Below are 26,452 nucleotides of genomic sequence, written 5' to 3'. Positions count from 1 at the left end.
CCCACGCCCGTGTCCGAGCGCGACGTCCCACTCATCGGGAGATCCACCGAATCGGGTTTTGTAACAGGTTACCGTTTGGGGGTAACCCACGTCACACTACGCCTGTGACCGCCCGAGAGGACTTCCACCCATGGTCGACGCCACACCGATCCGCCCCCGGTCCGCACCAACGGTCACCGAGTGGGACTACGAGGCCGACGTCGTGATCGCGGGTTACGGCATCGCCGGTGTGTCCGCCGCCATCGAGGCGGCGCGGGCCGGCGCCGACGTCCTGGTCCTCGAGCGCACCAGCGGATGGGGCGGTGCCGCCGCACTCGCCGGCGGCTTCATCTACCTCGGCGGCGGGACGCCGCTGCAGAAGGCGTGTGGATTCGACGACTCCGTCGAGAACATGAAGACGTTCATGATGGCGGCGCTCGGCCCGGGCGCCGACGAGGAGAAGATCAYCGACTACTGCGAGGGCAGCGTCGCGCACTACAACTGGCTCGTCGACTGCGGGGTCCCGTTCAAGGAGAGCTTCTGGGGCGAACCCGGCTGGGAGCCCCCGTTCGACGACGGGCTCATGTACTCCGGCGGCGAGAACGCGGCGCCGTTCAACGAGATCGCCACCCCCGCGCCGCGCGGGCACGTTCCGCAGATGGACGGCAAGCGGACCGGCGAGAAGGGCGGCGGCTACATGCTCATGAAGCCGCTCGTCGAGACAGCCGAAAAGCTCGGGGTCCGAGCCGAATACGACATGCGCGTCCAGACGCTCATCGCCGACGACACCGGACGCGTCGTCGGGATCGTCGCCAAACAGTACGGCAAGGAGGTGGCCGTGCGGGCGCGTCGCGGCGTCGTCCTCGCGACCGGCAGCTTCGCGTACAACGACAAGATGATCGAGGCCCACGCGCCGCGGCTCATCGGCCGCCCCGGCGCCGCCATCGAGGAGCACGACGGGCGCTCGATCCTCATGGCGCAGGCCCTCGGCGCCGACCTCGCCCACATGGACGCCACCGAGGTCGCGTTTCTCTGCGACCCCCAGTTGGTCGTCCGCGGCATCCTCGTCAACGGCCGGGGGCAGCGCTACGTCCCGGAAGACACGTACTCCGGTCGCATCGGCCAGATGACCCTGTTCCACCAGGACAACCAGGCGTTTCTCATTATCGACGAGGCGTCCTACGAGGAGGGCGCGGCCGCCACCACGGCAACGCCGTTCCTGCGCGCCCAGCCGAAGTGGGCGGCGGAGACCGTCGAGGAACTCGAATCCGACATGGGCCTGCCCGCAGGCGCACTCCAGTCGACCGTCGAGGTGTACAACAAGCACGCCGCCGAAGGGTCGGACCCGTTGCTGCACAAGAAGTCCGAGTGGGTGAAGCCGATCGGCTCCCCCGTCGCCGCCCTCGACCTGCGCGGGTTCACGCTCGGATTCACCCTCGGCGGCCTGCGGACGACCGTGAACTCCGAGGTCCTGCACGTCTCCGGCGAACCCATTCCCGGCCTCTTCGCGGCGGGACGGTGCACGTCCGGGGTGTGCGCAGGTGGCTACGCCAGCGGCACATCCCTCGGCGACGGCAGCTTCTACGGCCGCCGCGCCGGCATCAGTGCGGCGAAGCAGGCCTGACCGCGCCTACCCGACGCGCCGGACCGTCACACCGGCCGCGAATCGATACGGCTGGGTGCTCAGGACCGCGCCGAGGCTCTTGCGCAAACGCGAGACCTCGGCGCGGACCGCCACCACGTGGTCGCGGTCGCCGAACAACGCTTCGCTGAGCGAGGCGGCGTCGACGCCCGCCGTTCCCGCCGCCGACAACACCCGCAGGATCTGAGCGTGTCGCGGCGAGAGCGCCCGAGTCCAGTTGACGTCGCCCCGGACCGTCACGTGCGGCGCATCGCCGAGGTCGAGTTCCAGTTCGATGGCAGCCCCGTCGACGTGCCGGCGCACCAGCCAGCCGTCGCCGAGCGGTTCGGGCACGCACAGCCCGAGCCCCGGGACGAGCAGCGGCTTGTCGAGGCTCGGCGGCGCGACCCGCTCCGGCGCCGCGATGCCACTCGCCTCCGCGACCCACCCGTGCTTGTCGACGACCAGCGCCGGACCTCCCGCCGACGCGAGCAACGGTGCCGCCCGGCCGCGCAGCCTGTCCAGTTGGGCCGTGTGCTCACGCCACAATGTCGCCTCGGCCAGACGCACCGCGGTGCGGACCAGCGCGACGGTGGTCGGATGGACGGACATCGCCGACCCGCTGATGTCGACCACGCCGAGGATCTCGCCGGTGCGCGGGTCGTGCACCGGCGACCCGGTGCAGGACCAGCCGTGATGCGTAGGCGCGTAGTGTTCGGCCGAGAAGAGTTGCACCGCAGCATCTTCGATCAGGGCGGTGCCGATCGCGTTGGTACCGACGGCCTGTTCGGCCCAGCGCGCACCCTCCGTGAACCCGAGCGCGTCGGCCGCTTTCCGGACCCCGCGGGATCCCTCCTGCCACAACAGGACACCGTCGGCATCGGCGATGACGACGATGAAATTCGCGTCCTCCGCGACCTGCGTCAACGTGCTGCGCAACTCCGGAAGCACGGTGCGCAGCGCCGTGCGGGTGCGCCGCGCCTCGATCTCGGAGAAGTCGGCGGGCTCCACGTCGGCGCAATGGTCCGGGCTCACACCGCCCGCCTGCAGACGGGACCACGACCGCGCCACCACGCCCCGCGGAAGCGCCGGCGGCCGCTGCCCGGAGAGCACGGCGTCGTGCACCCGGCTGAGCAGCCGCGCATGTCGCGGCAGATCCACACCGGTTGCCACTGCGGTCAGCCGGTCGGCGGTCGGACGTTCAGCGCTCACAACGCCGAGGCTACCCCCGGCGTTGTGAGCCACACCACTACCTGCCGCCGGACCGGCGCGGTCGCACCACCCGCCCGGCGGCACCCGATTAGCAGGTCAGCGGCCCATCCGGTAGAGTTCCATAAGTTGTCTCGGCGAGGGTGAACCAGAAGTTCCAATTGGCTGGCTCACCGTGATCGACGCGGCTACGGCTCTGCTCGAGCGTTTCGCTCCTGGCCGTCGCGCGTTCGTCCCTCGCCGACTCGAACCGCCCGCCAGTTACCACCGTGAGTTGTAGGAGCCGTTTCACCATGTCTGACGAAAATCGCCTCGTAGCCGCCGTGCGCACCGAGTTCGGCAAGGGCGCCGCCCGCCGCGCACGCCGCGACGGCCAGGTCCCCGCAGTCCTGTACGGCCACGGCGAGGATCCCCGCCACCTGAACGTGCCCTCCCGCGACTTCGCCGCGATCCTGCGCGCGCACGGCACCAACGCCATCCTGACCCTCGACATCGAGGGCAAGGAGCAGGTCGCGCTCACCAAGTCGGTCGTGGTTCACCCGATCCGCAACTACATCGAGCACGCCGACCTCCTCGTCATCAAGAAGGGCGAGAAGGTCACCGTCGACGTCCCCGTCGTCGTCACCGGTGAGGCCGCTTCCGGCACCCTGGTCGCGCAGGACGCCGCCACGATCTCCCTCGAAGCGGACGCGCTGCACATCCCCGAGCAGATCGAGGTTTCGGTCGAGGGCCTCGAGGTCGGCACCCAGATCCTCGCCAACCAGCTCGAGCTGCCCAAGGGTTCGACCCTGCAGGCCGACGAGGAACTGCTCATCGTGAACGTCGTCGCAGCCCCGACCGCTGCCGACCTCGAAGAGGAGACCGGCGAAGCCGCAGCCGAGACCGCCGCGGCTCCGGCCGAAGAGGGCGCCGAGAGCTGATCCTCTCGCAACCGCACTGATGTCGGCGGCGCGTCGTCCCGGATTGTCCCGGGGTGACGCGCCGCTGTCGTCTGACACGACCCCCTGACGCACGGAAGGACCCTGTCGGTGAGTGAAGACACCGCCCTGGTGGTGGGTCTGGGCAATCCCGGACCGCAGTACGAGAAGACCCGGCACAACGTCGGCTTCATGGTGGCCGGCGTGCTGTCCGCGCGCATGGGTGGCAAGTTCAGCGCGCACAAGAAGAGCGGCGCCGAAATCGTCCAGGGACGGCTCGAAGGCCGTCCGACGATCCTCGCCAAGCCGCGGTCGTTCATGAACCTGTCCGGCTCCGCCGTCGCCGGGCTGGCCCGGTTCTTCTCCGTCGACCCGGGCAACATCGTCGTCATCCACGACGAACTCGACCTCGACTTCGGGACCATCCGCCTCAAGCAGGGCGGCGGCGAGGGCGGGCACAACGGACTGCGGTCCATCTCGCAGTCGCTCGGCACCAAGGACTATCTGCGCACCCGCGTCGGGATCGGCCGTCCCCCCGGACGGATGGATCCGGCGTCGTACGTGCTGAAGCCGTTCTCGTCGGTGGAACGCAAGGAACTCGACCTCGTCTGCGAGGAATCCGCCGACGCCGTCGAACTGGTCCTGCGCATGGGGCTCGAGGCCGCGCAGAACCGCCTGCATTAGGCGCTTCGCGCCCGTGAGTGGTTAACGAGTCTCTGGACTCTCCAACCGCGCACGGGCGCGGAGCGCCTACCCCACCAGGTACGCGGACGTGGCGCGGCGGAGTTTGCCCGACGACGTCTTGGGGATGCTGCCGGGACCGAGGACGGCGACGGTGCGGGGTCGCACACCGACCTCGGAGAACACGGCGTGCACGACCTCGTGCTCGATGCGCTTGACCGTCTCGGGGTCCTGGTAGTCGTTGGTCTCGACCGCGACGGCGAAGCTTTCCCGCTTCTGCCCGGCGTCGAGGCGGACGGCCACCGCATTGCCGGGACGCACTCCGGCGACGGTGCCCGCGGCCCGTTCGATGTCGGTCGGGTAGATGTTGCGGCCGCCCATGATGATGACGTCCTTGACGCGACCGCACACGACGACGAGGCCCTCTTCGGTGAAGTAGCCGACGTCGCCGGTGTTCAGCCAGCCGTCCGCGTCCTGCGCGGGCTTGTGCCCGTCGAGTGTGATGTACCCGGGGGTGACCGCCTTGCCGCGGACCTCGATGATGCCGACGCCGCGGGTCGGGAGCAGTTCCCCCTCGCTGTCGACGACGCGTCCCTCGAGGTTCGGCACCATCTTTCCGAGGGTGGCGAGGGCACGCGCGTTCGGCTTGCTCGACGGGACGGCACGCTGCATCGCCTCGAGGAGATCCGGGTCCACACGGTCGAGGACCTGGCCCTGGTCCGGATCCGGGATGGAAACCGCGAGGGTGGTCTCGGCCATGCCGTAGACGGGGGCGAGTGCGGACGGGTTCAGCCCGAACCGGGCGCCGGCCTCGGCGAGCTTGTTCATCGTTTCGGGGTCGACGGGCTCGGCGCCGTTCCACATGTATCGGACGGTGCTGAGGTCGACGGCGCCGTCTTCCGCCTGCTTGAGGCGGCGGGCGAGCAGCGAGTACGCGAAGTTGGGGGCGGCCGTGACGGTGCCCTTGTACTTGCCCATCAGTTCCGCCCACAGCAGCGGCGTGCGGAGGAAGTCCATCGGGGTGATGCTCACGACCTCCGCACCGACCTGCATCGGCACGCTGAGGAACCCGACCATGCCCATGTCGTGGAACAGCGGCAGCCAGCTGATCATCACGTCGTCCTCGATGGAGAACTTGATGCGGTCGATCATGGCGTAGGCGTTGGTGTAGAAGTTCTCGTGCGTGATCTGCACGGCCTTGGGCGAACCGGTGGAACCCGACGTGAGTTGCTGCAGGGCGATGTCGCTCTCGAACGTCTCGACCGGGTCGATGGGCGTGCCCTCGTTCAGCTCGGCCACCGTCACCACGGTGATGCCGCGTTCCTCGAGCAGCGGCTTGGCGGCGTCGAACGGCGCACCGAGGATGACGGCCTTGGCCTCGATCATGGTGATGACGGTTTCGGTGTCCTTGGCCCACACGGCCAGGTCGGTTCGCGGGGTCGGCTGATGCAGCATGGTGACGGACGCGCCGCGCATCCAGGTGCCCTGGCAGGAGGGCGCGATGTCGACAGGCTGACCGGCGAGGATGCCGATGGCGTCGCCGTGGCCGATGCCTGTCTCGGCCAGCGCGCCCGCCATGCGCCGCGCCGCCTTGTGGATCTCGCCCCACGGCTGTCGCAGTGGCGCGTCGGGCTCACCCGTGTTGAGACCACGGGTGCTGCTCGCCGCGGTCGCGTACATCTCGTCGGTGAACTTGCTCACTGTCTTCCTCCTGCACATACGGGTGTCCGAACGCAGAAACGGTGAACTCCGGAGCGCCCCGACGACTCACCCATATAAATCCCCCACCGGCCTCCGATCGTTACTTCTCCCTGGATGTGACTGTGCTGCGAGTGGGTCCTCGGCACCCGAGTAACCTGGTATGCGGCCACACGGCCTTCCTGCACGCATTCCGTCCCCCGAGAGGTTCTTCGTTGACTACCCCGTCCGACTCGGCCGACACCATTCCAGCCGAGGCGGCGCCTGCCGCCGCGTCCGGCTCATCGGAGGGGAAATCCGAGAAGGGTGTCCGGGCCGAGGCGTCGCGTCGCCGCACGTTCGCCGTGATCTCGCATCCCGACGCCGGTAAGTCGACGCTGACGGAGGCGCTCGCGCTGCACGCGAAAGTCATTTCCGAAGCGGGCGCCGTCCACGGCAAGGCGGGCCGCAAGTCGACGGTGTCCGACTGGATGGAGATGGAGAAGGCCCGCGGCATCTCGGTCAGCTCCACCGCCCTGCAGTTCAACTACCGCTCCACCGAGGCGTCGGCGGACGAACCCGTCGACAACGTGATCAACCTGGTGGACACGCCCGGCCACTCCGACTTCTCCGAGGACACGTACCGCGTCCTGACCGCGGTCGACGCCGCCGTCATGCTGATCGACGCCGCGAAGGGTCTCGAACCGCAGACGCTGAAGCTGTTCCAGGTGTGCCGTCACCGCGGAATCCCGGTGATCACGGTCATCAACAAGTGGGACCGGCCCGGCCAGACGCCGCTGGAGCTTCTCGACGAGATCCAGGAACGCATCGGGCTCACCCCCACTCCCCTGTACTGGCCCGTCGGGATCGCCGGCGATTTCCGGGGCCTGCTCCGGCGCGGCGAGGACGGTGCCCCGCGGGAGTACATCCGGTTCACGCGCACCGCCGGCGGCGCGAAGATCGCCCCCGAAGAGGTCATGGACGCCGACGCCGCCCTCGCGAAGGAGGGCTCCGAGTGGGAGACCGCCGCGGAGGAGAGCGAACTGCTGTCGGCCACCGGTCAGGACCACGACCAGGAGCTGTTCCTCGGCGGTCAGACGTCGCCGGTGATCTTCGCGTCGGCGATGCTCAACTTCGGTGTCCGCCAGATCCTCGACACGCTCGTCGAGCTGGCGCCACCGCCGCGCGCGCGGGAGGACGTCGACGGCACCCCCCGCGACGTCACGGACCCGTTCAGCGCGGTCGTCTTCAAGGTCCAGGCCGGCATGGACACCGCGCACCGCGACCGGCTGGCATTCATGCGCATCGTGTCGGGCGTCTTCGAGCGCGGCATGGTGGTCACCCACGCCCAGACCGGTAAACCGTTCACGACGAAGTACGCGCAGACCGTGTTCGGCCGTGAGCGTTCGACCGTCGAATCGGCGTACCCCGGCGACGTGGTGGGACTCGTGAACGCCACCGCACTCGCCCCCGGTCACACCCTGTTCTTCGAGAAGAAGGTGGAGTTCCCGCCGATCCCGTCGTTCGCGCCGGAGCATTTCTCCATCCTTCGGGCCGAGAGCGCGGGCAAGTACAAGCAGTTCCGGCGGGCCGTCGATCAGCTCGATTCCGAAGGTGTCGTGCAGATCCTCCGCAACGACCTCCGCGGCGACGCTTCGCCCGTCATGGCCGCCGTCGGCCCCATGCAGTTCGAGGTGGTCGCGGCGCGGATGAAGGCCGAGTTCAACGTCGAGGCCCGGATGGAACCGCTGGGCTACGCGTTGGCGCGGCGCACCGACGCCGAGTCGGCCGACGAGCTGAACCGTCAGCGCGGTGTCGAGGTGTTCACCCGGTCGGACGGGGTGATGCTGGCCCTCGTCAGCGACAAGTGGCGGTTGCAGTACATCCAGAAGGAGCTGCCCGACCTCACGCTCGAGCCGCTCGTGGCCGCCGCCGACTAGTGCAGACGCTCTTCGATCATCGGCGGGTCCTCCAACCCGCCGWTGATCGAAGACGCTACTGCGCCAGCACCTTCCGGCCCGCTGCCAGAATCTGCTCCAATGCGTACCTGTGCTCGGCGCTGGCGTCGACGAGCGGCGCCCGCACCGAACCGGCGTCGAGGCCGGTGAAGGTCACGCCCGCCTTCACCAGCGCGACCGCGTATCCGGGAGTGGTGTCGCGGAGCCGGACCAGCGGATGGAAGAACTCGCGGTTGAGCGAGTCGACCAGTTCGGTGTCGTCCTCCTCGAGTGCCCGGTAGTAGGCGAGCGACACGTCCGGGGCGAAGGCGAACGTCGCCGACGAGTAGAGGGTGACGCCGATGCTCCGGTAGGCCTGCTGCGAGACCTCGGCCGTCGGGAGGCCGTTGAAGAATTGAAACTCTTTGTCGCCGAGAGAATCCCGCAGCGTGCGCACGATTCGCGACGTCAGGTCGAGGTCGCCGACGCCGTCCTTGAACCCGACGACCTTCGGCAGTCGCGCGACCTCGAGAGCGCTCTGCTCGGTGAACTGGCCGTTCGCGCGGTGGTACACGATGACCGGGAGGTCGCTCGACTCCGACACCTGCCTCACGTACTCCACGAGGCCGTCGGCAGGCGCTCCGACGAGGTAGGGCGGCAGGAGCAGGATGCCGTCGGCGCCCGCGTCCGCGGCGGCGGCCACGAACTCTTTCGCGACGGGCAGCGGCCCTCCGGCGCCGGCGAAGACGGGGACCCGGCCGCCGGTGACCGCGACCACCGTTTCCACGACGGTCCGGAACTCGGCCGCGGACAGTGCGTGGAATTCGCCGGTGCCGCACGCGGCGAACACTCCGCCCGGTCCGGCCGCGACACCGGATTCGATGTGCTGTGCCAGTGCGGGCAGATCGACGTCGCCGTTGTCGTCGAACGGGGTGACAGGAAAGAAGAGAACTCCGTCGAGCATGGTCTTACTCCTTGATCGATGTGGTCGGGTGTCCGTCGGAGAATCGGGTCGCCGCTAGTCGACGAGCCGTTCACCGGTGACGGTGGAGAACAGGTGGGTGCGCTCGGCCGCGTACGACAGCGTGATCACCTCTCCGCGCTTGGGCGGGATGCGACCGTCGGCGCGAACGACGATGGGCTGCTTGCGCCCGTGAATGTCCGCCTGGCCGTACACATATGCGTCGGCGCCGAGTTCCTCGACGACGTCGATGGTGACGTCGAGCCCGCTGCCCGTGGTGATCGCGAGATCCTCGGGACGCACACCGAGCGTGACCGAGTGCTCCCCGATCCCGGCAATCGCGGCACGCGGAACGGGGACCACGGAGCCGCCGAAGCTGACACCTCCGTCGACGAGGGGAAGTTCGAGCAGGTTCATCGCGGGCGAGCCGATGAACCCGGCGACGAACACGTTGTTCGGGTGCTCGTACATGCGACGGGGAGTGTCGCATTGCTGGAGCACTCCGTCTTTCAGGACGGCGACGCGGTCACCCATCGTCATGGCCTCGACCTGATCGTGCGTCACGTAGACGGTGGTGGTGGCGAGCCGGCGCTGCAGCGCCGAGATCTGCGCGCGGGTCTGCACGCGGAGCTTGGCGTCGAGGTTGGACAGCGGCTCGTCCATCAGGAACACCTGCGGTTTGCGAACGATGGCGCGCCCCATGGCCACTCGCTGCCGCTGGCCACCGGAGAGGGCCTTGGGCTTGCGGTCGAGGAACTTGGTGAGGTCGAGGATCCTGGCGGCGTCCTGGACGCGCCGTTTGATCTCCGCCTTGTCCTCGCCGGCGATCCGGAGACCGAAGCCCATGTTCTCCCCCACCGTCATGTGCGGGTAGAGGGCGTAGTTCTGGAAGACCATGGCGATGTCACGGTCCTTCGGCTGGAACTCGGTGACGTCGTTGCCGCCGATGGCGATCGTGCCCTTGTCCACGTCTTCGAGTCCGGCGAGCATGCGCAGGGACGTCGACTTCCCGCAGCCGGACGGTCCGACGAGGACGAGGAATTCGCCGTCGTCGATGTGGAGGTCCAGGTGGTCGACCGCGGCCTTGTCGCCGCCGGGGAACAACTTGGTGACGCCGTGGAATGCGACTGTTGCCATGATGGTGGGAGATCCCTTCACCGGCAGGAACGTGCCGGACGATCCGAGTGGGAGTGTGAAGTAGACGGCCGATCCCCATATATATTGTTCACATACGTGAATCTATGCCAAGGTAGTGACTTCGTTTCGAAGTATGTACTACCGTGATGTGCATTACAAGACTTACTCCCAGAGAGGTACGAGAAGACATGACCGACACCGCCTCGCGTCTGCTGATCACCGGCGCCGCAGGAAACATGGGCAAGATGCTGCGGCCGTTGCTCCGCAAGCCCGGCCGCACCCTCCGCCTGTTCGACATCGCCGACATCACCGACATCGACCCCGAACACGAGGAGTACGTACAGGGTTCGGTCACCGACCGCGCCGCCGTGGCCGCCGCGGTCGACGGTGTCGACGCCGTGCTCCACCTGGGCGGACTCAGCACCGAGGACTCGTGGGAGAACATTCTGTCCGTCAACGTCGACGGCACCCAGGCGGTGTTCGAGGCCGCCGTCGCGCACGGCGTGACGCGCGTGATCGCAGCGTCGAGCAACCATGCCGTGGGCTTCTGGACGCACGCGGAGGCCGGCGGTGACCCGCTGCCCGGCGACGTTCCGCCGCGCCCGGACGGGTTCTACGGCTGGAGCAAGGCAGCGGTCGAGGCACTGGGCCGGCTCTACCACGACCGTTTCGGCATCGACGTCGTCAACCTGCGCATCGGCTCGAGCTTCGACCGCCCGCCCAACTACCGCGGGCTCGCGTCCTGGATGTCCCCGGCCGACACCGCTCGCCTGATCGAGGCCGCACTATCAGACTCCGCCAAGGGATTTCACACCGTGTGGGGCATCTCGCGGAACACGCGCAGCTGGTGGTCCGCAGCGGAGGGCGCCGCCATCGGGTACGAACCCCGGGACGACGCGGAGGTGTTCGCGGACGAGTTCCTCGCCGACCACGAGTGGTCCTTCGACGACCCGATCCTCCAGCGGGTCGGCGGAGCGTTCTGCGACCACCCGCTCGGACAGCGGATGCGGTGACATCCCGAGGTGGGCGCCGTGGGCGCCCACCTCGACTGCGTCAGACCGAGAAGTCGCGGATGATACGGCCCAACGCGGCGAGCTGCACCGCGTTGACCAACCCGAGGTGATACAGGTGCAGCTCGTTGGCGCCGGCCGCGACCGTGGCTGCGACGTGGCCGCTCACGTCGTCCAGGTTCTTCGGCGGCAACACCGACACGTAGGCCCCGACGTCGACGGCGTCACCGACGAGCGCCCGGGTCTGCGTGGTGACGGCGACGGTCTCCGCGGTTCCCGGCCAGGCCGAGACGAGCACGGCGTCGACGTCTTCCGCAGCGGCGGACGTCAGCGCCGGCGAAGGCCCGGTCTTCCAGGGGTTCGGATGACCGTGCAGCGTGACGCGGGCCGACGGGATCTCGGCTCGCACTGCGCCGAGCACCGCAACCCGGAGGTCATCGGCCTGCGCATGGCGCACGGACAGCACCGCCTCGGCCTCCGTCTCGTCGAGGACGTCGGTGATCGCGGCGTCCGGGGCGAGGGTGCCCGTGGTCAGCGCATCCACGCCGGCACGCAGTTTGGCCGTCAGCTTGTCCGGATCGACGCCACGATCTGCCCACAGTGCCCGTTCCCGTTCGGTGCAGCTGATCGACATCAGCGTGTCGCCGATTCCCGGATAGGCGCCATCGGTCTTCTCGTGCGGGCCGACGTGCGCGATACCCAGCTGTCCGCACGCTTCGATCGACACACCGTGGAGGGCGACGCCGCGCACCGCCTCCACCGCGAGGGTTAGGGCGTACCGGACGATGTCCGGGTGCCCGGGCGCGAGCGCGTAGGGGTAGCGGTCCCCGAAGCAGTTGACGACGGTGGCGCCCGGATGCGCATGCCCCAGAACGGTGCTGTGGGACAGCACGATCCATGCGTTCACCTCGATGCCGGCGTCGATCAGGATTCGAGCCGCATCCGCGAACGCATCCTCGGAACCGGCCCAGGTCGCCGCCTTGGCCGTGACGGTGTGGCCGTCCCACGCGGCGGTCCGGATGGGGCGGTACAGCGCAGCGTGGTGGGCGTCGACCACCTTGTGGGCCGGATGCAGGGGCGTTGCGGCGCGGGTCGAGTGATAGCTGGCGGCGAGCGAGATCTCGGCGACCCCGAGGGCGCGCGCACGGTCGACGAAGTGCGGATCACCGAGCACGTCCCACGGATAGGCGTGCGCGACGATGCGATCGACGGTTCTTTCGGACATGTGAAAACCCCTCGGCAGTTCGACAACAGGATTCGGTAGACAAGACGGAGTTCACACATGGGAACACACCTTTCGCCCCACTGTCCACGATCGACCCCCGCCGATCGACGCCGCGACGCCGTTCGCGACGCCCTCGGCGTGCCCGGCGAACAGGCGGCGGCCACCCCCGACGTGCGGTACGGCAGGTCGTGGACCCGAGACGGCGTCGCCGGTCGCGAACTCACGTGGGCGGCCGGTGACGACGGTCCGGACACCGCGGCCTGGCTCCTGCGCCCCGACCGGCCCGCCGAGACCGCCGCACGTCCCGCGGTCCTGCTGATGCACGCCCACGACGGCGTCAAGTTCTACGGCAAGGAGAAGGTGGCCGATGGCCCCGACGGCGTCACACCGGCCGTCGCCGAACTCCGGACACGGGGGTACGACGGCCTGGCCGTCGCAACGGGGCTGGTGCAGGCGGGTTTCGTCGTACTCGTGCACGACGCCTTCCCCTGGGGCAGCAGGCGCGTGCCCTGGCCGGAACTGCCGGACCGCGCCAGGTCGGCGGGTTTCACCGCATGCCCACCCGGGCTCGACACCCCCGAGGTTCGCCTGCGCCGATACGAGGCGGCGGCCCGCGAGCACGAGAACGGCCTCGCCAAGGCAGCGACCCTGACCGGCACCTCGCTCGCCGCCAAGGTCGTCGCCGAGGACCTGCGGGCGCTGAACGTTCTCCTCGCGACCGACGGCGTGGATCCGAACAGGGTGGCCGCGGCGGGATTCTCGGGCGGCGGGGCTCGCGTCGCACACCTGCTGGCGTGTTCGACGCGCCTGCGAGCAGGGGTGATCACCGCGATGATGAGCACTTTTGCCGACGTCGCGGACGGCAGGGCAGACGACACGACGTGGCTGATGATCACTCCAGGCCTGCCGGCGGTCTGCGACTGGCCGGAGGTCGCCGCATGCGCTGCGCCGCGGCCGCTGCTGGTTCAGTTCGCGCGGGACGATTCGCACTTCGGCCCGCAGGGGATGCGGGACTCCGAGAGCCTGCTGCGACGCGCGTACGTCGGATCCGACGCGCTGACCACGCAGTGGTTCGCGGGCGGGCACCGGTTTTCGGCCGACATGCAGGCCGGGGCCGCCGACTGGATCCGGTGCAACGTCTAGCCGATCACGCTTGACAGGACCTTGTGACTGCCGTCATAGTGAGTTCGACAATTCACATAGAGAACGTGAGTTCACATACATGAACGATAGGACGCACCGCCACCGGAGGCCCGAGCACATCGGGCTCACCGGGAAGGCCGGAGGCCGCAGTCGTTCCCCATCTCCTTCCCCGCTGACGCGCCACCCTCGGTGATCTCGCGTCAGCAGCAATAGCCACAATCCCCTGACCCGCCGGCGCGACCGGCACCGAACCTCGGAGCGTGCACCATGGTCACCACCACCTCCCCCAGGCCAGGAGGGCGGACCGCGGCGGCGGCGCCGGCCTCTCCCGGTCGCATTCGCCGCAGACCCGCCTGGCGCAGAGCCGCCGCCCCCTACATCCTGATCGCGCCGGTGGTCCTCCTGCTGGCGGTCTTCATCTTCTACCCGGTCGGCAGCGTCTTCTACTACAGCCTGCAGTACTACAATCCGACGACGCCGTGGGACAACGGTTTCGCCGGCCTCGACAACTTCCGGCTGATGTTCGCCGACTCCCTCTTCTGGACCAGCCTGGTCACCACCGCGAAATGGGTGGGATTTCAGGTCGTGTTCCAGCTGATCCTCGGCCTCGGGCTGGCCCTGCTGGTCAACGAGGTGTTCCGGGGCCGCGGCCTGGCCCGCGCCCTGGTGTTCTCCCCCTGGGCGGTCTCCGGCGTCCTCACCACCGGCATCTGGCTGCTGATCTACAACCCGTCCACGGGCCTGTTCAAACTTCTCGGGAACATGGGCATCGGAGACGGCACCGCCGCTCCCATCGCCGATCCGGACACCGCGTTCTGGGCGACGGGCGTCGCGGAACTGTGGCGCGGTGTTCCGTTCTTCGCCATTCTCATCCTGGCCGAGCTGCAGAGCGCCCCCAAGGACCTGTACGAGGCGGCCAACGTGGACGGCGCCAACCGCTGGCAGCGGTTCCGCTTCGTCACCCTCCCGCACCTGAAGGCCGTCATCATCTTGTCGACGCTGCTGCGCGGTGTGTGGGAGTTCAACAACGTCGATCTGCTCTACACCCTCACGGCGGGCGGCCCCGCCGACGTCACCACGACGCTCCCGCTGTACGTCTCACAGCTCGCGACCACCGCCCAGGACTTCGGATACGGCTCGGCACTCACCACGGTCGCATTCGTGATCCTGCTGTTCTGCTCGATCCTCTACTTGCGCCTGAGCAAGTTCAACAGTGAGAAGGTCTGACCGCCGTGACCACCACCACCGATCGCCCCACCGTTGCGCTGCCCGAGCCGGACACCACCGGGAAGCTGCGGGTGCGCACGAAGAAGCCGCGCCTGTTCAGCGTCGGACTGCCGCTCGCCCTGTACCTGCTGTTCACACTCGTGCCGTTCTACTGGATGATCGTGTTCGCGTTCCGGCCCGCCGGATCGAACTCGATGCTCCCCTGGCCCATCACGTTCGAGCACTTCGACACCGTGTGGAACACCCTCGGCTTCAGCTTCTTCTTCAAGAACAGCCTCATCGTTGCCGCATTGTCGCTCGTCCTGACCACCTTCGTCGCGCTGGCCACCGGATACGCGTTGGCCCGCTTCAAGTTCCGCGCCAAGATCCCGTTGGTGATGGCCCTGCTCTGCAGCCAGTTCGTCCCCGGCGCCATGCTGCTCATCCCGCTGTTCCAGGTGTTCCGCGAGATGAACCTCGTCAACAACCTGACGGGACTCATCGTCGCCGACACCGTGTTCCAGCTTCCGCTGGCCGCCATGCTCATGGCAGGTTTCATCGCGCAGATCCCGGTCGAACTCGAGGAAGCCGCGATGGTCGACGGCTGCTCACGCCTGCGCGCGTTCCGCATCATCATGCTGCCGCTGCTACGCCCCGGCCTGATCGCCGTCGGATCGTTCGCCTTCATCGGCAGCTGGAACAACTTCCTGTTCGGCCTGATGTTCATCAGCAGCCAGGAGAAGTTCACGCTGCCGGTCGGCCTCAGCTACACCATCGGCTCCTACAACGTCGACTTCGGAGTTCTCGCCGCGGGCGGTCTCATCGCCGCGGTGCCGGTGGTCGCCGTCTTCGCCGTCATCCAGAAATACCTCGTCCAGGGCCTGAGCGCCGGCGCAGTCAAGGGCTGATCATGACTTTCGAAAAGAGGATCCACATGAACCGGCGAACGCTCCTGCGCTCCACCCTGGTCGGGGCGGCGGCCACGCTCGTGCTCGCCTCCTGCAGTTCCGAGACCTCGCTGCCCGACGGCGCCCTCGGCGATCCGAACAACGCCCAGCTCACGTTCTGGGACAACAACGCCGGACCGGACCGCACTCCGCTGTACGAGGAGCTGATCCGCCGGTTCGAGGCCGCGAATCCCGGCATCGACATCCAATACGTGGGCCTTCCGTCGGACAGCGCCCAGCAGAAGTACCAGACCGCGCTCGCCGGCGGCTCGGCACCGGATCTCGGCATCGTCTCCACCGCCTACCTCGCCCCGCTCGTCGCCCAGGACGCGGTCATCTCACTCGACGACTTCATGGCGGCGTCACCGCAGCGCGACGAGTACGACGCCGGAATTCTCGAGTCGGCACGCGAATCCGGTGGTGGCGAGCATCTGTTCGGTCTCCCGTACACCAGCAACAACGCCACCCTCTGGTATCGCGCCGACTGGTTCGCCGAGGCCGGGATCGAACCGCCGGACACCTACGACGAGTTCTTCGAGGCCGCGAAGGATCTGACCGACAAGGACGACGGCCGTTACGGATTCACCATTCGCGGCGGCGCCGGATCGATCTACCCACTGCTGCAGTACATGTTCGCCAGCACCGGAATCGAGAGCTTCTTCGAGGACGGCGAGTCGACGCTGAACCGTCCCGAGATGGTCGACGCCATCGAACGCTTCGCAGCGCTCTACGACGTCGCCACCCCGACCGCCGACGTCAACAACGGCTTCCCGCAGATGGTCGCGAGCTTCGGCGGCGGATCCGTGGCGATGATGCAGCACAACCTCGGCTCGCTGAGCAACCACCAGAAGGCGCTCGGCGACAAGGCCGGCGCCGTGGCCCTGCCGCGTAACGAGGACGGAAAGCGCACCGTCATGACCGACCCGTTCCCGTCGTACACCGTGTTCAAGAGCAGCAAGCACCAGGCCGCGGCGTGGAAGTTCCTCGAGTTCATGACGTCCCAGGAATCGCAGGCGTACTGGAACGAGCGGGTCGGGCAGATCCCGGTCAACAAGGCCGCCCGCTCCGCGCCGGAATTCGCGAGCATGCCGTCGGTGCAGGCCGCGCTCGCGGCACTGGACGACCCGAAAACCGTGCTGGTGACGCCGCCGGACTACCTGCCGGACTTCGGCAAGATCGTTCAGGTGCAGATGCTCGGCCAGTGGCAGAAGGTGCTCATCGGGCAGCTCAGTGCGCAGGATTTCGCCGACGACTTCGCCGAGAAACTCGACCGCTCCATGGCCAAGTACGTCGCCCGCCAGGGCAAATAAGACATTTCGAAGAGGAAGCGAATCATCATGTCCAGCGTGATCACAGAAGTCGCCGTGCAGGTTTTCAAGACGGAGGCACGGACCTCGGTCGACTCGTACGGTCATCGCCATCCCGGCCCGTCCGTGCCGACGACCGGGGCGCTGCTGCGGATCACCGACTCCGACGGCGTCAGCGGGTACGTCCTGGGCAAGCCGAACTACCTTCGTCAGGACCAGGTGGAGCAGCATTTCCGGCCCGTCCTCATCGGTTCCGACCCGCTGGCACGGGAGGCGGCGGACAAGAAGTGGGCGATCCGGCAGCGCACGCGGGCGGTCGAGCTTCCCGAACACACCTGCAGCTACCTGGACCAGGCGCTGTGGGACCTCGCGGGCAACAAGTTCGACACACCCGTGTGGAAACTGCTCGGCGGCGCGCGCACCGAGGTCAAGGCGTATGCCAGCACCATGTGCGGTGACGACATCGACGGCGGCCTCGCCACCCCGGAGGACTACGCGAACTTCGCCGTCGAGCTGAAAAGGCGTGGCTACCAGGGCATCAAACTGCACACCTGGATGCCGCCGCTGCCGGGCGCCCCCAGCCTGAGCCGGGACATCGACGCGTGCGCCGCGGTCCGCGACGCCGTCGGCGAGGACTTCTCGCTGATGCTCGACGGGTACCACTGGTACTCACGCACCGACGCCCTGAGACTCGGGCGCGAACTGGACCGGCTGAAGTTCGATTGGTTCGAGGAGCCGATGGACGAGTTCTCGCTGCGCTCGTACAAGTGGCTCGCCGACCAGATCGACACCCCGGTGATCGGACCCGAGACCACACCGGGCAGGCACCGGTCCCGTGCCGACTGGATCGCGAACGACGCGTGCGACATCCTGCGCGTCGGCGCCATGAACGGCGGTGGCATCACCCCGGCCCTGAAGACGATGCACATGGCCGAGGGCTTCGGCCTCGACTGCGAGATCCACGGCAACGGCGCCCCCAATCTCGCGCTCGTCGGCGCCGCCAACAACGTCCAGTGGTACGAGCGCGGTCTTCTGCACCCGCACGTCGACTACGACTGGGTGCCGCCGCACCTGAAGTCCATCGTCGACCCCGTCGACGAGAACGGCATGGTGGCGATGCCACAGCGGCCGGGTCTCGGCGAGGACATCGATCTCGAGTACATCGCGGCCAACCTCGTCGCGGAGTACTGAGTGCGACCCCTCGCCGGTACCGGGCACGGGTCAGTAGGTGATATCGCGTTCAGAATGAGAGATAGTGTCTTCATGGTGACAGAAGACACGCGTGGGGCGGCCCCGGAATCCCAGCCGGTCAAATCCGCCGAACGCACCATCCACATCCTCGAGACGCTCGCCGCGTCGCCGACCCGCATGAGCCTCGGCGAGCTGCAGGAAGCGTGCAAATATCCGCGCTCGAGTCTGCACGCCCTCCTGCGCACGCTCAAGGATCTGCGGTGGATCGAGGCGGACGAGTCCGGTTCCCGCTACGGCATCGGCACCCACGCGCTGCTCACCGGCACGTCGTATCTCGACAAGGATTCGGTCGTGTCGAGGGCGGCGGCGGTGCTCGAGGCGCTCCGGTCGGAAGTCAGCCACACCGTGCACTTCGCGCGACGCGACGAGGAAAGCGTCATCTACCTCGCCAGCCGCGGATCGAAGGTCGAGGTTCGGCGGATGCACCGCGTCGGCCGCAAACTGCCGTGCCACGTCACCGCACTCGGGCAGGCCCTTCTCGCCGAACTCACCACCGGCGAGGTACGGGAGTTGCTTCCCGCGAAACTCGAGCGGTTCACCGACAACACCATCGTCGACCTCGACGACCTCGTCACCGAACTCGGCGAGGTCCGCAACCGGGGGTGGGCCCTCGAACGGGAACAGGGCACGGTCGGCGTGGTGTGCATCGCCACCGTGGTGCCCTACCGGATCCCCGCCACCGACGCCCTCAGTGTGTCCATGCCCGCCGAGGTCGCGTCGTACCCGGGTGAGCTGGAGCGGATCGCCGGCGTGCTGACGAGGCACGCGTCGGCATGGGCCAGGGAATTGCGGACGGAGGGGGTCCGCTGACACACCGTTGCCGAGAGTCCGGGCGGCGACGGGGCCGTGTCGTGAGCCGTCGAGGTGCGCGGCCCGCCGGACGCTGCTGGTAGCTTTCAGACCGAATCGAGCACACTGACGGGCTTTGCGCGGTACCCGTTTGGCCACGAGCAGGAAGCGAAACGATGGAGAACGGCATTTCCACGAACGGATCGGGCAGCAACGGCTCCGCGGGGAGCCCGGCGACGGGGTCCCCTTTCGCCGAACCGGGCACGGGCGGACTGACCGGCAGCAGCAACGGCAACGGCAAGTCCACGACCAGCTCCGCCGAGACGTTCACCTTCCCGCTGCCGACGCGCAGTTCGGGTTCGCACAGCACCGAGGAACCGGCCGCGGCCTCCGACACGACGGCGCCGCCCGAATCTCGTGGACGCACCGTCATGCGACGCAACGCGATGGGAGTGGCAGCCGTGCGAGTCGCGGGCCGTCTTGCACACACCGAACTGCTCGAGGAGCACCTCGCGTCGGCGAGCAGCCACTCCGCCGATCCCACCGTGGACGCCGACGAACTGCTGGCGCTGCTCGGCGAGTACCTCGTCGCGGCCGGGTTCGAACGCCCCGAGATCCACGCGAAGCTGAACGGCCAGTCGATCGTCGTCGACCTGCGTTCGCCCTCGACCGCGCGCTGACTCCTGCCGCCGGGCGCGGTCAGGGCCACAGCACCTCACGGATCCACCGGTCCGACTCCCGGCGGTACAGCCGGCGCACGTGTCTGCGTCCGGCGTCCGCCTGCCAGAATTCGACGCTGTCGGGGACGATGCACCATGCCCGCCAGGTCGCCGACACGAAGTCGGGGTCGGCCTCGATGCGGGCCACCGCCGCCGCGACCGCGCGTTCGTATTCGGCGGGATCGTCCAGCACCTCGCTCTGCCTGCTGGCGGCCGCCACGGCGCGTGCGGTGACCGACCGTTCGCGGAAGTCGCGTGCGGACAGCGCCGGCTCCCCCTCGATCACGGTGCCACGCACCCGCACCTGCCTGCCCTGCTCGCGCCAGTAGAATGACAGTGCGGCAACGGGATTCGCGGCCAGGTCATGTCCCTTCGGTGAGCGGGTGTCCCCCGAGAACCAGAAGCCCTGCTCCGTGACGTCCTTGAGGAGCAGGAAACGTGCGTCCGGATTTCCGTCGGCGTCGACGGTCGACAGCGCAGCGGCATGCGGTTCCGGCACGCCGGCTTCCGCGGCCTGCTCGATCCAGTCGAGGAACAGCGCCGTCGGTGAGTCCGGCAGCGTGTCGACGGGCGCAGGCGTCGCGCCGCTGAGTGCGGGCAGTGCGCGGATCCATGCGCGGGTGTCCGGAAACGACGAGCGGTCGGGTGCAGTCGGCATGTTCGGCATGTGCCGACAGTAGCCGCGGCCCGGATCGTTCAGTCGGACACGGCCGGATCGGCAGGCCCCACCAGCATCCAGCGATGCCCGAATGGGTCGATGAGGGTGGCGTTGCGGTGTCCGTGACCCTCCGAGATCCAGCGTTCCACGGTGCCGCCGGCGTCGCGGGCACCCACCAGGACGGCGTCGGGGTCGTCGACGGACAACATCAGGCTCACGGACGTCGACCCGGACTCCGGCGCGGTCAGACCCATCTCGGGGAACTCCTCGGCGAGATAGATCATGCCGGTCGGCAACCGTAGTTCCGCATGACCGACCCGGCCGTCGTCCATGACGATCGGCTCACCCACCACCTGGGCGCCGAACACCTTGGAATACCACTCGATCGCCTCGACACCGCGCCGCACCGTCAGGTACGGCAGCGCGCCGGGAACGGGGACTTCGGGCAACGTCGTCACCTCCCAGTGTCCGTGATGCGTCGAGTCCCAGTGTGCCCCCTCAGGCGGACGCCGGAGGTTGCAACATCGCCCACTTGTTGGAAGTGAGCCGGAAACTCGGGAAATCGGACAGCGCCGCAACCGATTCCCAGGTGCGTTCGTACCCGGTGTGCGTGATCCGCCAGTTGCCGTCGGCGCACCGAAGGTAACGATCGTGGTAGTAGGCGGACCCGCGCAGCAGCATGCCGTCCTCGGGAATCAGCGTGGTGTCTGCGAGAAACCACACGCCGACCGCGGTGTCACCGGTGACGGTGATTTCGGGTTGGCCGCACTGATGCTCGGTGATGACGTGTGTCCCGAGGGTGTTCTCGAGGAAGGACACGAACGAGTCACGGGAGTCGAACGTGAGGTATTCGCTGTACGTCGCGGTGACGTCCGGGACCATCGTGTCGGCGAACTCCACCCACGACTTCGTGTCGAGTGCACGTGAGTAACGGTGCTTGAGCTGCTCGATCTGTTTGATCGCTTCGAGATCCATGACCCCCGCCTCCTGTGCAGCGACATGCAAACCCTGGACTGCAGATTAGTCCGAGAATCTGCAGGTTCGCGTTGGATTCCCCCGTTTTGCCCGGATCATGCATATTCAGGCCGTGATCCGGGACACGAAAAGGTTACGAAATGACTGCATGGCCTGCGCTCCAGCACACACTCCACACTACCTTAGGCAAGCCTCACCTGATAGTGATGCGATCCTCCGGCATGCCCGGAGCCATGACGCTCGAATCCCATTGCTGCACAGCATTTTCAGTGAACGTTGCCGCCGCGGGCCGCACGGGGCGAGCCGCCCGCACCGAACGTCGGACACGATTGCTGTGACCCCGAATCTACAGATACCTCGGCCCGCGCTAGCGTGACGCGCTACCAGCGCAGGTCACCGCCCGCGACGTCGTCGGCCAGCGACCGGACGTAGTCGAGTTCGGCGGCCACCACCGCCCGGCGGTACTCGTCCTCGACGAGGAACAGTCGCGGAAGAACCGCCCCGGACTCGGCGAGGCCGGCATCGAGCCCGGCCAGTTGCCGTTCGAGCGAGGCGATCCGCGAACGCAGGGCGCCGAGCGCGTCGCCGGCGTCGAGACTCGGCAGGAATGCCAGCGCGGCAGGGAATTCCGGGAATTCGCGCGCCGGTTCCGCAACCATCTCGCGCAGCCAGCGCGTCAGCGTCGTCGCACCCGGTGCGGTGAGCCGGTACGTCGTGCGCTCGGGTCGATTCTCGGCCCGTTCCGTCGCCTCGACCTCGATCAATCCGTCGCGCAGCAGGCGCTCGATCGTCTGGTACACGCTGTTGCGCTGAGCGACGTTGACGACCTCATCCTTGTGCCGCTCCTTGATCAGTTGCTGCATGCGGTAGGCGTGCATCGACTCTTCCGACAGCATCGACAACACGGCCATCGCCAGCACGGATCTACGCGGTGAGGACATTTGCCGAGCATATCGGTCGACCGTAATTAGTCATTTTATGTATAGTCTTTATATGACTAAACAGGTTGTGATCATCGGAGGAGGCGTCGCCGGCCCGGTCACGGCGATGGCCATGCAGAAGGCCGGACTCGATCCCGTGGTGTACGAAGCGCGCGGTCACGGCGCCGACGGTGTCGGCGCGTTCCTGACCCTGGCCACCAACGGCCTGGAGGCACTGCACCTGCTGGACCTCGATCACCAGGTCACCGCGCTCGGAATGGGCACCCGCAGGATGCGAATCGTCAGCGGAACCGGGAAACGCCTGGCCGAGTTCGACAACGGTGGACTCACCTCCTTCGGCACGCCGTCTCGGACGCTGCGCCGCGCCGACCTCTACCGCACCCTGCGCGACGAAGCACTCCGGCGCGGCATCCGCATCGAGTACGGCAAACAACTCCGGGACGCCCGCCAGGGCGAYGATCGGGTGCACGCCGATTTCGCGGACGGCACGTCCGCGGACGGCGATCTGCTGGTGGGCGCCGACGGGCTGTGGTCGCGCACCCGGTCCCTCCTCGACCCGCAGGCGCCCACACCCCGATACCTCGGCCTCCTCAACACCGGAGGATTCGCGACCGGCCTCGCCCTGGACGGTGAACCCGGCGCGGCCCATTTCGTCTTCGGCAAGCGGTGCTTCTTCGGCTATCTGATCCATCCGGACGGCGACGTCTGGTGGTTCGCCAATCCCGGGCGCCGCACGGAACCGTCGGCAGGCGAACTCGCCTCGATCACGCCGGAGCAGCAGCGCGCCGAACTGACCGAGTTGTTCTCGCGCGACGCCGGGCCCGCGCTGCAGATCGTCGAGGCCACCGAGCACATCATCGGCAGCTGGAGCACCTACGACCTTCCGACCGTGCCGACGTGGCGCAACGAGCGGATGGTGATCATCGGGGACGCGGCGCACGCCACGTCACCGTCGTCCGGGCAGGGCGCCTCCATGGCGATCGAGGACGCCGTCGTGCTCGCGCGATGCCTGCGCGAGTACCGGGACACCGCCGTCGCCCTGGCCGCGTACGAGACCGCACGGCGCGCCCGGGTCGAGCGAATCGTCGCCCAGGGCAAGCGAAACGGCAGCGGCAAGGCACCCGGTCCGGTCGGGCGCGCGATCCGCGACCTCACCCTGCCGACGGTCATGCGGATGATCGGCCGCCGCGACAGCCTGCGCTGGATGTACGACTACCGACTCGAGTGGTGACCGGCCGGAGTCGCTAATCCAGCTCGGCGGCCAGCTCCATCCACTGTTCCTCGGTGGATTCCTTCTCCGCGACGACCTGCTTGAGCTCCGTGTCGAGCTTCTGCAGCTTGTCCGGATCGGTGGCGGCCTCCGCCAGCTTCTCGTGCAGCTTGCGTTCCCGGTCGTCCAGCTTCGCCACGGCCCGCTCGAGACGCGACAGTTCCTTGCGGGCGGCGCGTTCGGCGGCCCCGTCCCGCACCTGCTTGGGCGCGGACGCACCGGTCGCCGTCGACGCCACTGACGGTGCGCCGGTGTCGACCATCTTCGCTCGCCGACGCAGGTAGTCCTCGATCCCCCCGGGCAGGTTGGTCAGCTTGCCGTCGCCGAACAACGCCCAGGTGGAGTCACAGATGCGTTCGATCAGGTACCGGTCGTGGCTGATGACGACCATCGTTCCCGCCCAGCCGTCGAGAATGTCCTCGAGTTGCTGCAGCGTGTCGATGTCGAGGTCGTTGGTCGGCTCGTCGAGCAACAACACGTTCGGCTCCGACATCAGCACACGCGTCAGCTGCAGCCGGCGACGTTCGCCACCGGACAGGTCACCGACCGGTGTGCGTTGCCGGGCGGGGGTGAAGCCCAGCCGTTCGGCGAGCTGCCCGGCCGATACCTCCTTGTCGCCCAACGTGATCCGCTCGGCCACGTCCTTGACGGCCTCGAGCACCCGCATGTTCGTCGGCAGGTCGTCGAGTTCCTGACGGAGYCAGCCGATGTGCACCGTCTGCCCCTGGATGCGTTTGCCCGACGCCGGCGCGATCTCCCCGGCGAGCGTGCGCAGGAGCGTCGTCTTGCCGGAGCCGTTGACGCCGACCAGACCGACGCGCTCGCCCGGCGCCAGCCGCCACGTGAGGTCGTCGACGAGTACCCGGCCGTCCGGCGTCTCCAGGCGCGCATCCTCGAGTTCGATGACAACCTTGCCGAGCCTGCGCTGCGCGAACGATGCCAGCGCCACGTTGTCGCGGGGCGGCGGGACATCCGCGATCAACGCCTCGGCGGCCTCGATCCGGTACTTGGGCTTGGACGTGCGGGCGGGCGCGCCGCGCCGCAGCCAGGCCAGTTCCTTGCGGGCGAGGTTGCGGCGGCGTTCCTCGGAGGCGTCGGCCTGCCGGGAGCGCTCCGCCCGGGCGAAGATCCAGTCGTTGTAGCCGCCCTCGTAGCTTTCGACCCTGCCGCCCACCACTTCCCACGTGCGGTTGGCCACCGTGTCGAGGAACCACCGGTCGTGGGTCACGACCACCAGCGCGCTGCGCCGGCCGACGAGATGTTCCGCCAGCCACTGCACACCCTCGACGTCGAGGTGGTTGGTCGGCTCGTCGAGCACCAGCAGGTCGAGGTCCTGGACGAGCGCGGCCGCCAGCGCGACGCGTCGCCGCTCGCCACCCGACAGTCCGTCGACCGACACCTCGAGCCCGAGGTTGTCGATGCCGATCCCGGCCAGGATCGACCGGATGCGGGCGTCGCCCGCCCACTCGTGGTCGGCAACCCCGAGCGGTCCGAGCACCACGTCGCCGACGCTGGACCCGGGCGGCAGGACACCGCGCTGGGTCACGACCGCCATGCGCAGGCCGCCGACCCGGCTGACACGTCCCGAATCGGGCGCCTCCACCCCGGCGAGCACCTCGAGCATGGTGGTCTTGCCACCGCCATTGAGGCCGACGACGCCGATGCGTTCGCCTTCCTGCAGTCCGAGGGATACCGAATCGAGCAGCGGCTTGATGCCGAAGGACTTCGATACCTGCTCGAGATTGATCAGATTCGCCATCAGTGCGATCCCTCCGCCGCGTCGTTGATTATTCGGGCGCCCGGTACGGGTCCGCTGGCGACTCGCACCGTGCGACACACCCCCGCACCTGCGAGTTCTGCGCTGACACGGACCGCGGCATCCGCTTCAGCACATAGAAAGGCACAGGTCGGGCCGGACCCGGAGACGATCCCGGCCAGGGCGCCCGCCGCGACCCCGGCTCGCAGCGTCCGCCGCAGTCCCGGATTCAGCGACAGCGCGGCCGACTGCAGGTCGTTGCCCAGCAACGGAGCCAACGTGGCAGCGTCGCCCGTCGTGAGGGCGTGCATCAGGCCTTCGGGTCCGCCGAGTCGTGGCGGATTCCCGTCGGCACGCAGCCGGTCCAGCTCCCGGAACACGGTCGGGGTGCTCAAGCCGCCCTTCGCGAGCGCGARCACCCAGTGGAACGTGCTGCGGGAGAGCACCGGCAGCAGTCGCTCGCCGCGTCCCGTCCCGACCGCGGTGCCGCCGTGGAGGGAGAACGGCACGTCACTGCCGAGTTTCGCGGCGAACCCGTCGAGTTCCTCCCGCGACAGGTCGAGTTGCCACAGCGCGTTCAGACCGACCAGCGTCGCCGCGGCGTCGGCGCTGCCGCCGGCCATCCCGCCTGCCACCGGGATGCCCTTGTCGATGGCGATCTCGACGTCCGGACGCCGCCCCGCCTCGGCGGCGAGCATCTCGGCGGCCTGCCACACGAGGTTGCCGCTGTCGGTGGGCACGACGCGGGCGTCCTCACCGCGGACCTTCACCGACAGCGTCTCCGCCGGGACCACGGACACCGTGTCCCCGAGCGAGAGCGCCTGGAACACCGTCTTCAGCTCGTGATAGCCGTCGTCACGCAGGTCCCCGACAGCCAGATGCAGATTGACCTTGGACGGGGCCCTGACGACGACGGGGCGAGGAACGACGGAAAGCACAAGGGTAGAGCTTAGGCGCTCCCGGTACGGGTGCGGAAATGCGCACCATCACGCACTTTGCCACTCAGTGATACTGGTTGGGTTCGTTGACGCGGCCGGTCTGACTCGTTGCCACTCTGACGCCCGCAAGGACTGTCCTTCACGTGATGTGTCGACCGACCGCGTCGACGAACACACGCGGCCGGTCGGGCGGAGTGA

General features: G+C 68.2%; 24 protein-coding genes. 13 read left to right on the top strand and 11 right to left on the bottom strand.

The features are described from left to right. Positions 1-130: 130 nt before the first annotated feature. Positions 131-1,603 carry an FAD-dependent oxidoreductase gene (locus AC1DWT_RS25120; protein ID WP_477922639.1) on the top strand — a complete coding sequence of 491 codons (1,473 nt, stop codon included), beginning with the start codon at positions 131-133 and terminating at the stop codon, positions 1,601-1,603. A 6-nt stretch (positions 1,604-1,609) separates the two neighbouring features. Here the strand turns inward: AC1DWT_RS25120 and AC1DWT_RS25115 are convergent, their stop codons facing one another. Beyond that, positions 1,610-2,812, bottom strand: coding sequence for a helix-turn-helix domain-containing protein (locus AC1DWT_RS25115; protein ID WP_477922638.1), 1,203 nt, complete (start codon positions 2,810-2,812; stop codon positions 1,610-1,612). A gap of 290 nt (positions 2,813-3,102) precedes the next feature. Here AC1DWT_RS25115 and AC1DWT_RS25110 point away from each other — a divergent pair, with 290 nt between their 5' ends. Together AC1DWT_RS25110 and pth are read left to right on the top strand one after the other, a co-directional pair. Then, a complete protein-coding gene (locus AC1DWT_RS25110) occupies positions 3,103-3,729 on the top strand; it encodes a 50S ribosomal protein L25/general stress protein Ctc (protein ID WP_072941051.1) in 627 nt (208 codons plus the stop codon). A gap of 108 nt (positions 3,730-3,837) precedes the next feature. Next, positions 3,838-4,410, top strand: a complete 573-nt coding sequence (gene pth / locus AC1DWT_RS25105; RefSeq protein ID WP_072941054.1) for an aminoacyl-tRNA hydrolase — start codon at positions 3,838-3,840, stop codon at positions 4,408-4,410. Positions 4,411-4,476: 66 nt separating this feature from the next. Here pth and AC1DWT_RS25100 read toward each other — a convergent pair whose 3' ends face one another. Next, positions 4,477-6,108: a fatty acyl-AMP ligase gene (locus tag AC1DWT_RS25100; protein ID WP_477922635.1), complete on the bottom strand. Its 1,632-nt coding sequence runs from the start codon at positions 6,106-6,108 to the stop codon at positions 4,477-4,479. 212 nt (positions 6,109-6,320) lie between these two features. Between AC1DWT_RS25100 and AC1DWT_RS25095 the strand changes: the two genes are divergently transcribed. Continuing rightward, entirely contained in the window at positions 6,321-8,024 is a 1,704-nt protein-coding gene (locus tag AC1DWT_RS25095) for a peptide chain release factor 3 (RefSeq protein ID WP_477922634.1), read from the top strand. A 55-nt stretch (positions 8,025-8,079) separates the two neighbouring features. Here the strand turns inward: AC1DWT_RS25095 and AC1DWT_RS25090 are convergent, their stop codons facing one another. Both AC1DWT_RS25090 and AC1DWT_RS25085 read right to left on the bottom strand, forming a co-directional pair. Further along, complete coding sequence (locus tag AC1DWT_RS25090) at positions 8,080-8,985, bottom strand: 5-dehydro-4-deoxyglucarate dehydratase (protein WP_276135599.1); 906 nt, start codon at positions 8,983-8,985, stop codon at positions 8,080-8,082. Between the two features lie 54 nt (positions 8,986-9,039). Then, positions 9,040-10,119, bottom strand: a complete 1,080-nt coding sequence (locus AC1DWT_RS25085) for an ABC transporter ATP-binding protein (protein ID WP_477922633.1) — start codon at positions 10,117-10,119, stop codon at positions 9,040-9,042. A 188-nt stretch (positions 10,120-10,307) separates the two neighbouring features. On the opposite strand from AC1DWT_RS25085, the gene AC1DWT_RS25080 reads away from it, so the two are divergent. Then, positions 10,308-11,132, top strand: coding sequence for an NAD-dependent epimerase/dehydratase family protein (locus AC1DWT_RS25080; RefSeq protein ID WP_072941063.1), 825 nt, complete (start codon positions 10,308-10,310; stop codon positions 11,130-11,132). A 40-nt stretch (positions 11,133-11,172) separates the two neighbouring features. Here AC1DWT_RS25080 and AC1DWT_RS25075 read toward each other — a convergent pair whose 3' ends face one another. After that, positions 11,173-12,354 carry a hypothetical protein gene (locus AC1DWT_RS25075; RefSeq protein ID WP_477922632.1) on the bottom strand — a complete coding sequence of 394 codons (1,182 nt, stop codon included), beginning with the start codon at positions 12,352-12,354 and terminating at the stop codon, positions 11,173-11,175. Positions 12,355-12,411: 57 nt separating this feature from the next. Here AC1DWT_RS25075 and AC1DWT_RS25070 point away from each other — a divergent pair, with 57 nt between their 5' ends. From AC1DWT_RS25070 to AC1DWT_RS25040, 7 genes are all read left to right on the top strand, one after another. Beyond that, positions 12,412-13,497 (top strand): hypothetical protein, encoded by a 1,086-nt coding sequence (locus AC1DWT_RS25070; protein ID WP_477922630.1) that lies wholly within the window; start codon positions 12,412-12,414, stop codon positions 13,495-13,497. A gap of 267 nt (positions 13,498-13,764) precedes the next feature. Then, positions 13,765-14,724: a carbohydrate ABC transporter permease gene (locus tag AC1DWT_RS25065; protein ID WP_072941069.1), complete on the top strand. Its 960-nt coding sequence runs from the start codon at positions 13,765-13,767 to the stop codon at positions 14,722-14,724. A 5-nt stretch (positions 14,725-14,729) separates the two neighbouring features. Next, on the top strand, positions 14,730-15,611 hold the full coding sequence (locus AC1DWT_RS25060) for a carbohydrate ABC transporter permease (RefSeq protein WP_072941071.1): 882 nt from the start codon (positions 14,730-14,732) through the stop codon (positions 15,609-15,611). A gap of 26 nt (positions 15,612-15,637) precedes the next feature. Continuing rightward, positions 15,638-16,960 (top strand): ABC transporter substrate-binding protein, encoded by a 1,323-nt coding sequence (locus tag AC1DWT_RS25055; RefSeq protein ID WP_072941074.1) that lies wholly within the window; start codon positions 15,638-15,640, stop codon positions 16,958-16,960. A 27-nt stretch (positions 16,961-16,987) separates the two neighbouring features. Beyond that, positions 16,988-18,148, top strand: a complete 1,161-nt coding sequence (locus AC1DWT_RS25050; protein WP_072941077.1) for an enolase C-terminal domain-like protein — start codon at positions 16,988-16,990, stop codon at positions 18,146-18,148. 72 nt (positions 18,149-18,220) lie between these two features. Next, positions 18,221-19,018, top strand: a complete 798-nt coding sequence (locus tag AC1DWT_RS25045; protein WP_072941079.1) for an IclR family transcriptional regulator — start codon at positions 18,221-18,223, stop codon at positions 19,016-19,018. A gap of 155 nt (positions 19,019-19,173) precedes the next feature. Further along, positions 19,174-19,677: a metal-sensitive transcriptional regulator gene (locus AC1DWT_RS25040; RefSeq protein WP_072941081.1), complete on the top strand. Its 504-nt coding sequence runs from the start codon at positions 19,174-19,176 to the stop codon at positions 19,675-19,677. Between the two features lie 19 nt (positions 19,678-19,696). On the opposite strand, the gene AC1DWT_RS25035 is transcribed toward AC1DWT_RS25040, so the two are convergent. From AC1DWT_RS25035 to AC1DWT_RS25020, 4 genes are all read right to left on the bottom strand, one after another. Continuing rightward, the gene (locus AC1DWT_RS25035; protein WP_072941218.1) at positions 19,697-20,374 is read right to left on the bottom strand and encodes a pyridoxine/pyridoxamine 5'-phosphate oxidase; all 678 of its coding nucleotides are present in this window, start codon (positions 20,372-20,374) and stop codon (positions 19,697-19,699) included. A 38-nt stretch (positions 20,375-20,412) separates the two neighbouring features. Continuing rightward, positions 20,413-20,832, bottom strand: a complete 420-nt coding sequence (locus AC1DWT_RS25030) for a VOC family protein (RefSeq protein ID WP_174705485.1) — start codon at positions 20,830-20,832, stop codon at positions 20,413-20,415. A 40-nt stretch (positions 20,833-20,872) separates the two neighbouring features. After that, positions 20,873-21,349 carry a nuclear transport factor 2 family protein gene (locus tag AC1DWT_RS25025; protein ID WP_015889488.1) on the bottom strand — a complete coding sequence of 159 codons (477 nt, stop codon included), beginning with the start codon at positions 21,347-21,349 and terminating at the stop codon, positions 20,873-20,875. A 380-nt stretch (positions 21,350-21,729) separates the two neighbouring features. Further along, positions 21,730-22,290 carry a PadR family transcriptional regulator gene (locus AC1DWT_RS25020; protein WP_378683906.1) on the bottom strand — a complete coding sequence of 187 codons (561 nt, stop codon included), beginning with the start codon at positions 22,288-22,290 and terminating at the stop codon, positions 21,730-21,732. A gap of 52 nt (positions 22,291-22,342) precedes the next feature. Between AC1DWT_RS25020 and AC1DWT_RS25015 the strand changes: the two genes are divergently transcribed. After that, positions 22,343-23,521 (top strand): FAD-dependent oxidoreductase, encoded by a 1,179-nt coding sequence (locus AC1DWT_RS25015; RefSeq protein ID WP_477922628.1) that lies wholly within the window; start codon positions 22,343-22,345, stop codon positions 23,519-23,521. 13 nt (positions 23,522-23,534) lie between these two features. Here AC1DWT_RS25015 and AC1DWT_RS25010 read toward each other — a convergent pair whose 3' ends face one another. Both AC1DWT_RS25010 and AC1DWT_RS25005 read right to left on the bottom strand, forming a co-directional pair. Next, entirely contained in the window at positions 23,535-25,319 is a 1,785-nt protein-coding gene (locus tag AC1DWT_RS25010; RefSeq protein WP_477922625.1) for an ABC-F family ATP-binding cassette domain-containing protein, read from the bottom strand. Next, a complete protein-coding gene (locus tag AC1DWT_RS25005; protein WP_477922623.1) occupies positions 25,319-26,254 on the bottom strand; it encodes a 4-(cytidine 5'-diphospho)-2-C-methyl-D-erythritol kinase in 936 nt (311 codons plus the stop codon). The genes AC1DWT_RS25010 and AC1DWT_RS25005 overlap by 1 nt, the downstream gene beginning before the upstream one ends. Positions 26,255-26,452 lie beyond the last annotated feature (198 nt).

The sequence above is a fragment of the Rhodococcus sp. P4_B6 genome, assembly GCF_056402215.1.
Note: the sequence above shows the minus strand (reverse complement) of the source record. Positions and strands in the feature narration are given on the sequence as shown.

What these genes read in the sequence shown, in the direction of transcription:
- AC1DWT_RS25110 (WP_072941051.1), top strand. Translation starts at nt 3,103, where the DNA reads ATGTCTGACGAAAATCGCCTCGTAGCCGCCGTGCGCACCGAGTTCGGC.
- AC1DWT_RS25090 (WP_276135599.1), bottom strand. Translation starts at nt 8,985, where the DNA reads ATGCTCGACGGAGTTCTCTTCTTTCCTGTCACCCCGTTCGACGACAAC.
- AC1DWT_RS25085 (WP_477922633.1), bottom strand. Translation starts at nt 10,119, where the DNA reads ATGGCAACAGTCGCATTCCACGGCGTCACCAAGTTGTTCCCCGGCGGC.
- AC1DWT_RS25080 (WP_072941063.1), top strand. Translation starts at nt 10,308, where the DNA reads ATGACCGACACCGCCTCGCGTCTGCTGATCACCGGCGCCGCAGGAAAC.
- AC1DWT_RS25075 (WP_477922632.1), bottom strand. Translation starts at nt 12,354, where the DNA reads ATGTCCGAAAGAACCGTCGATCGCATCGTCGCGCACGCCTATCCGTGG.
- AC1DWT_RS25070 (WP_477922630.1), top strand. Translation starts at nt 12,412, where the DNA reads ATGGGAACACACCTTTCGCCCCACTGTCCACGATCGACCCCCGCCGAT.
- AC1DWT_RS25065 (WP_072941069.1), top strand. Translation starts at nt 13,765, where the DNA reads ATGGTCACCACCACCTCCCCCAGGCCAGGAGGGCGGACCGCGGCGGCG.
- AC1DWT_RS25055 (WP_072941074.1), top strand. Translation starts at nt 15,638, where the DNA reads ATGAACCGGCGAACGCTCCTGCGCTCCACCCTGGTCGGGGCGGCGGCC.
- AC1DWT_RS25050 (WP_072941077.1), top strand. Translation starts at nt 16,988, where the DNA reads ATGTCCAGCGTGATCACAGAAGTCGCCGTGCAGGTTTTCAAGACGGAG.
- AC1DWT_RS25045 (WP_072941079.1), top strand. Translation starts at nt 18,221, where the DNA reads ATGGTGACAGAAGACACGCGTGGGGCGGCCCCGGAATCCCAGCCGGTC.
- AC1DWT_RS25040 (WP_072941081.1), top strand. Translation starts at nt 19,174, where the DNA reads ATGGAGAACGGCATTTCCACGAACGGATCGGGCAGCAACGGCTCCGCG.
- AC1DWT_RS25035 (WP_072941218.1), bottom strand. Translation starts at nt 20,374, where the DNA reads ATGCCGACTGCACCCGACCGCTCGTCGTTTCCGGACACCCGCGCATGG.
- AC1DWT_RS25025 (WP_015889488.1), bottom strand. Translation starts at nt 21,349, where the DNA reads ATGGATCTCGAAGCGATCAAACAGATCGAGCAGCTCAAGCACCGTTAC.
- AC1DWT_RS25020 (WP_378683906.1), bottom strand. Translation starts at nt 22,290, where the DNA reads ATGTCCTCACCGCGTAGATCCGTGCTGGCGATGGCCGTGTTGTCGATG.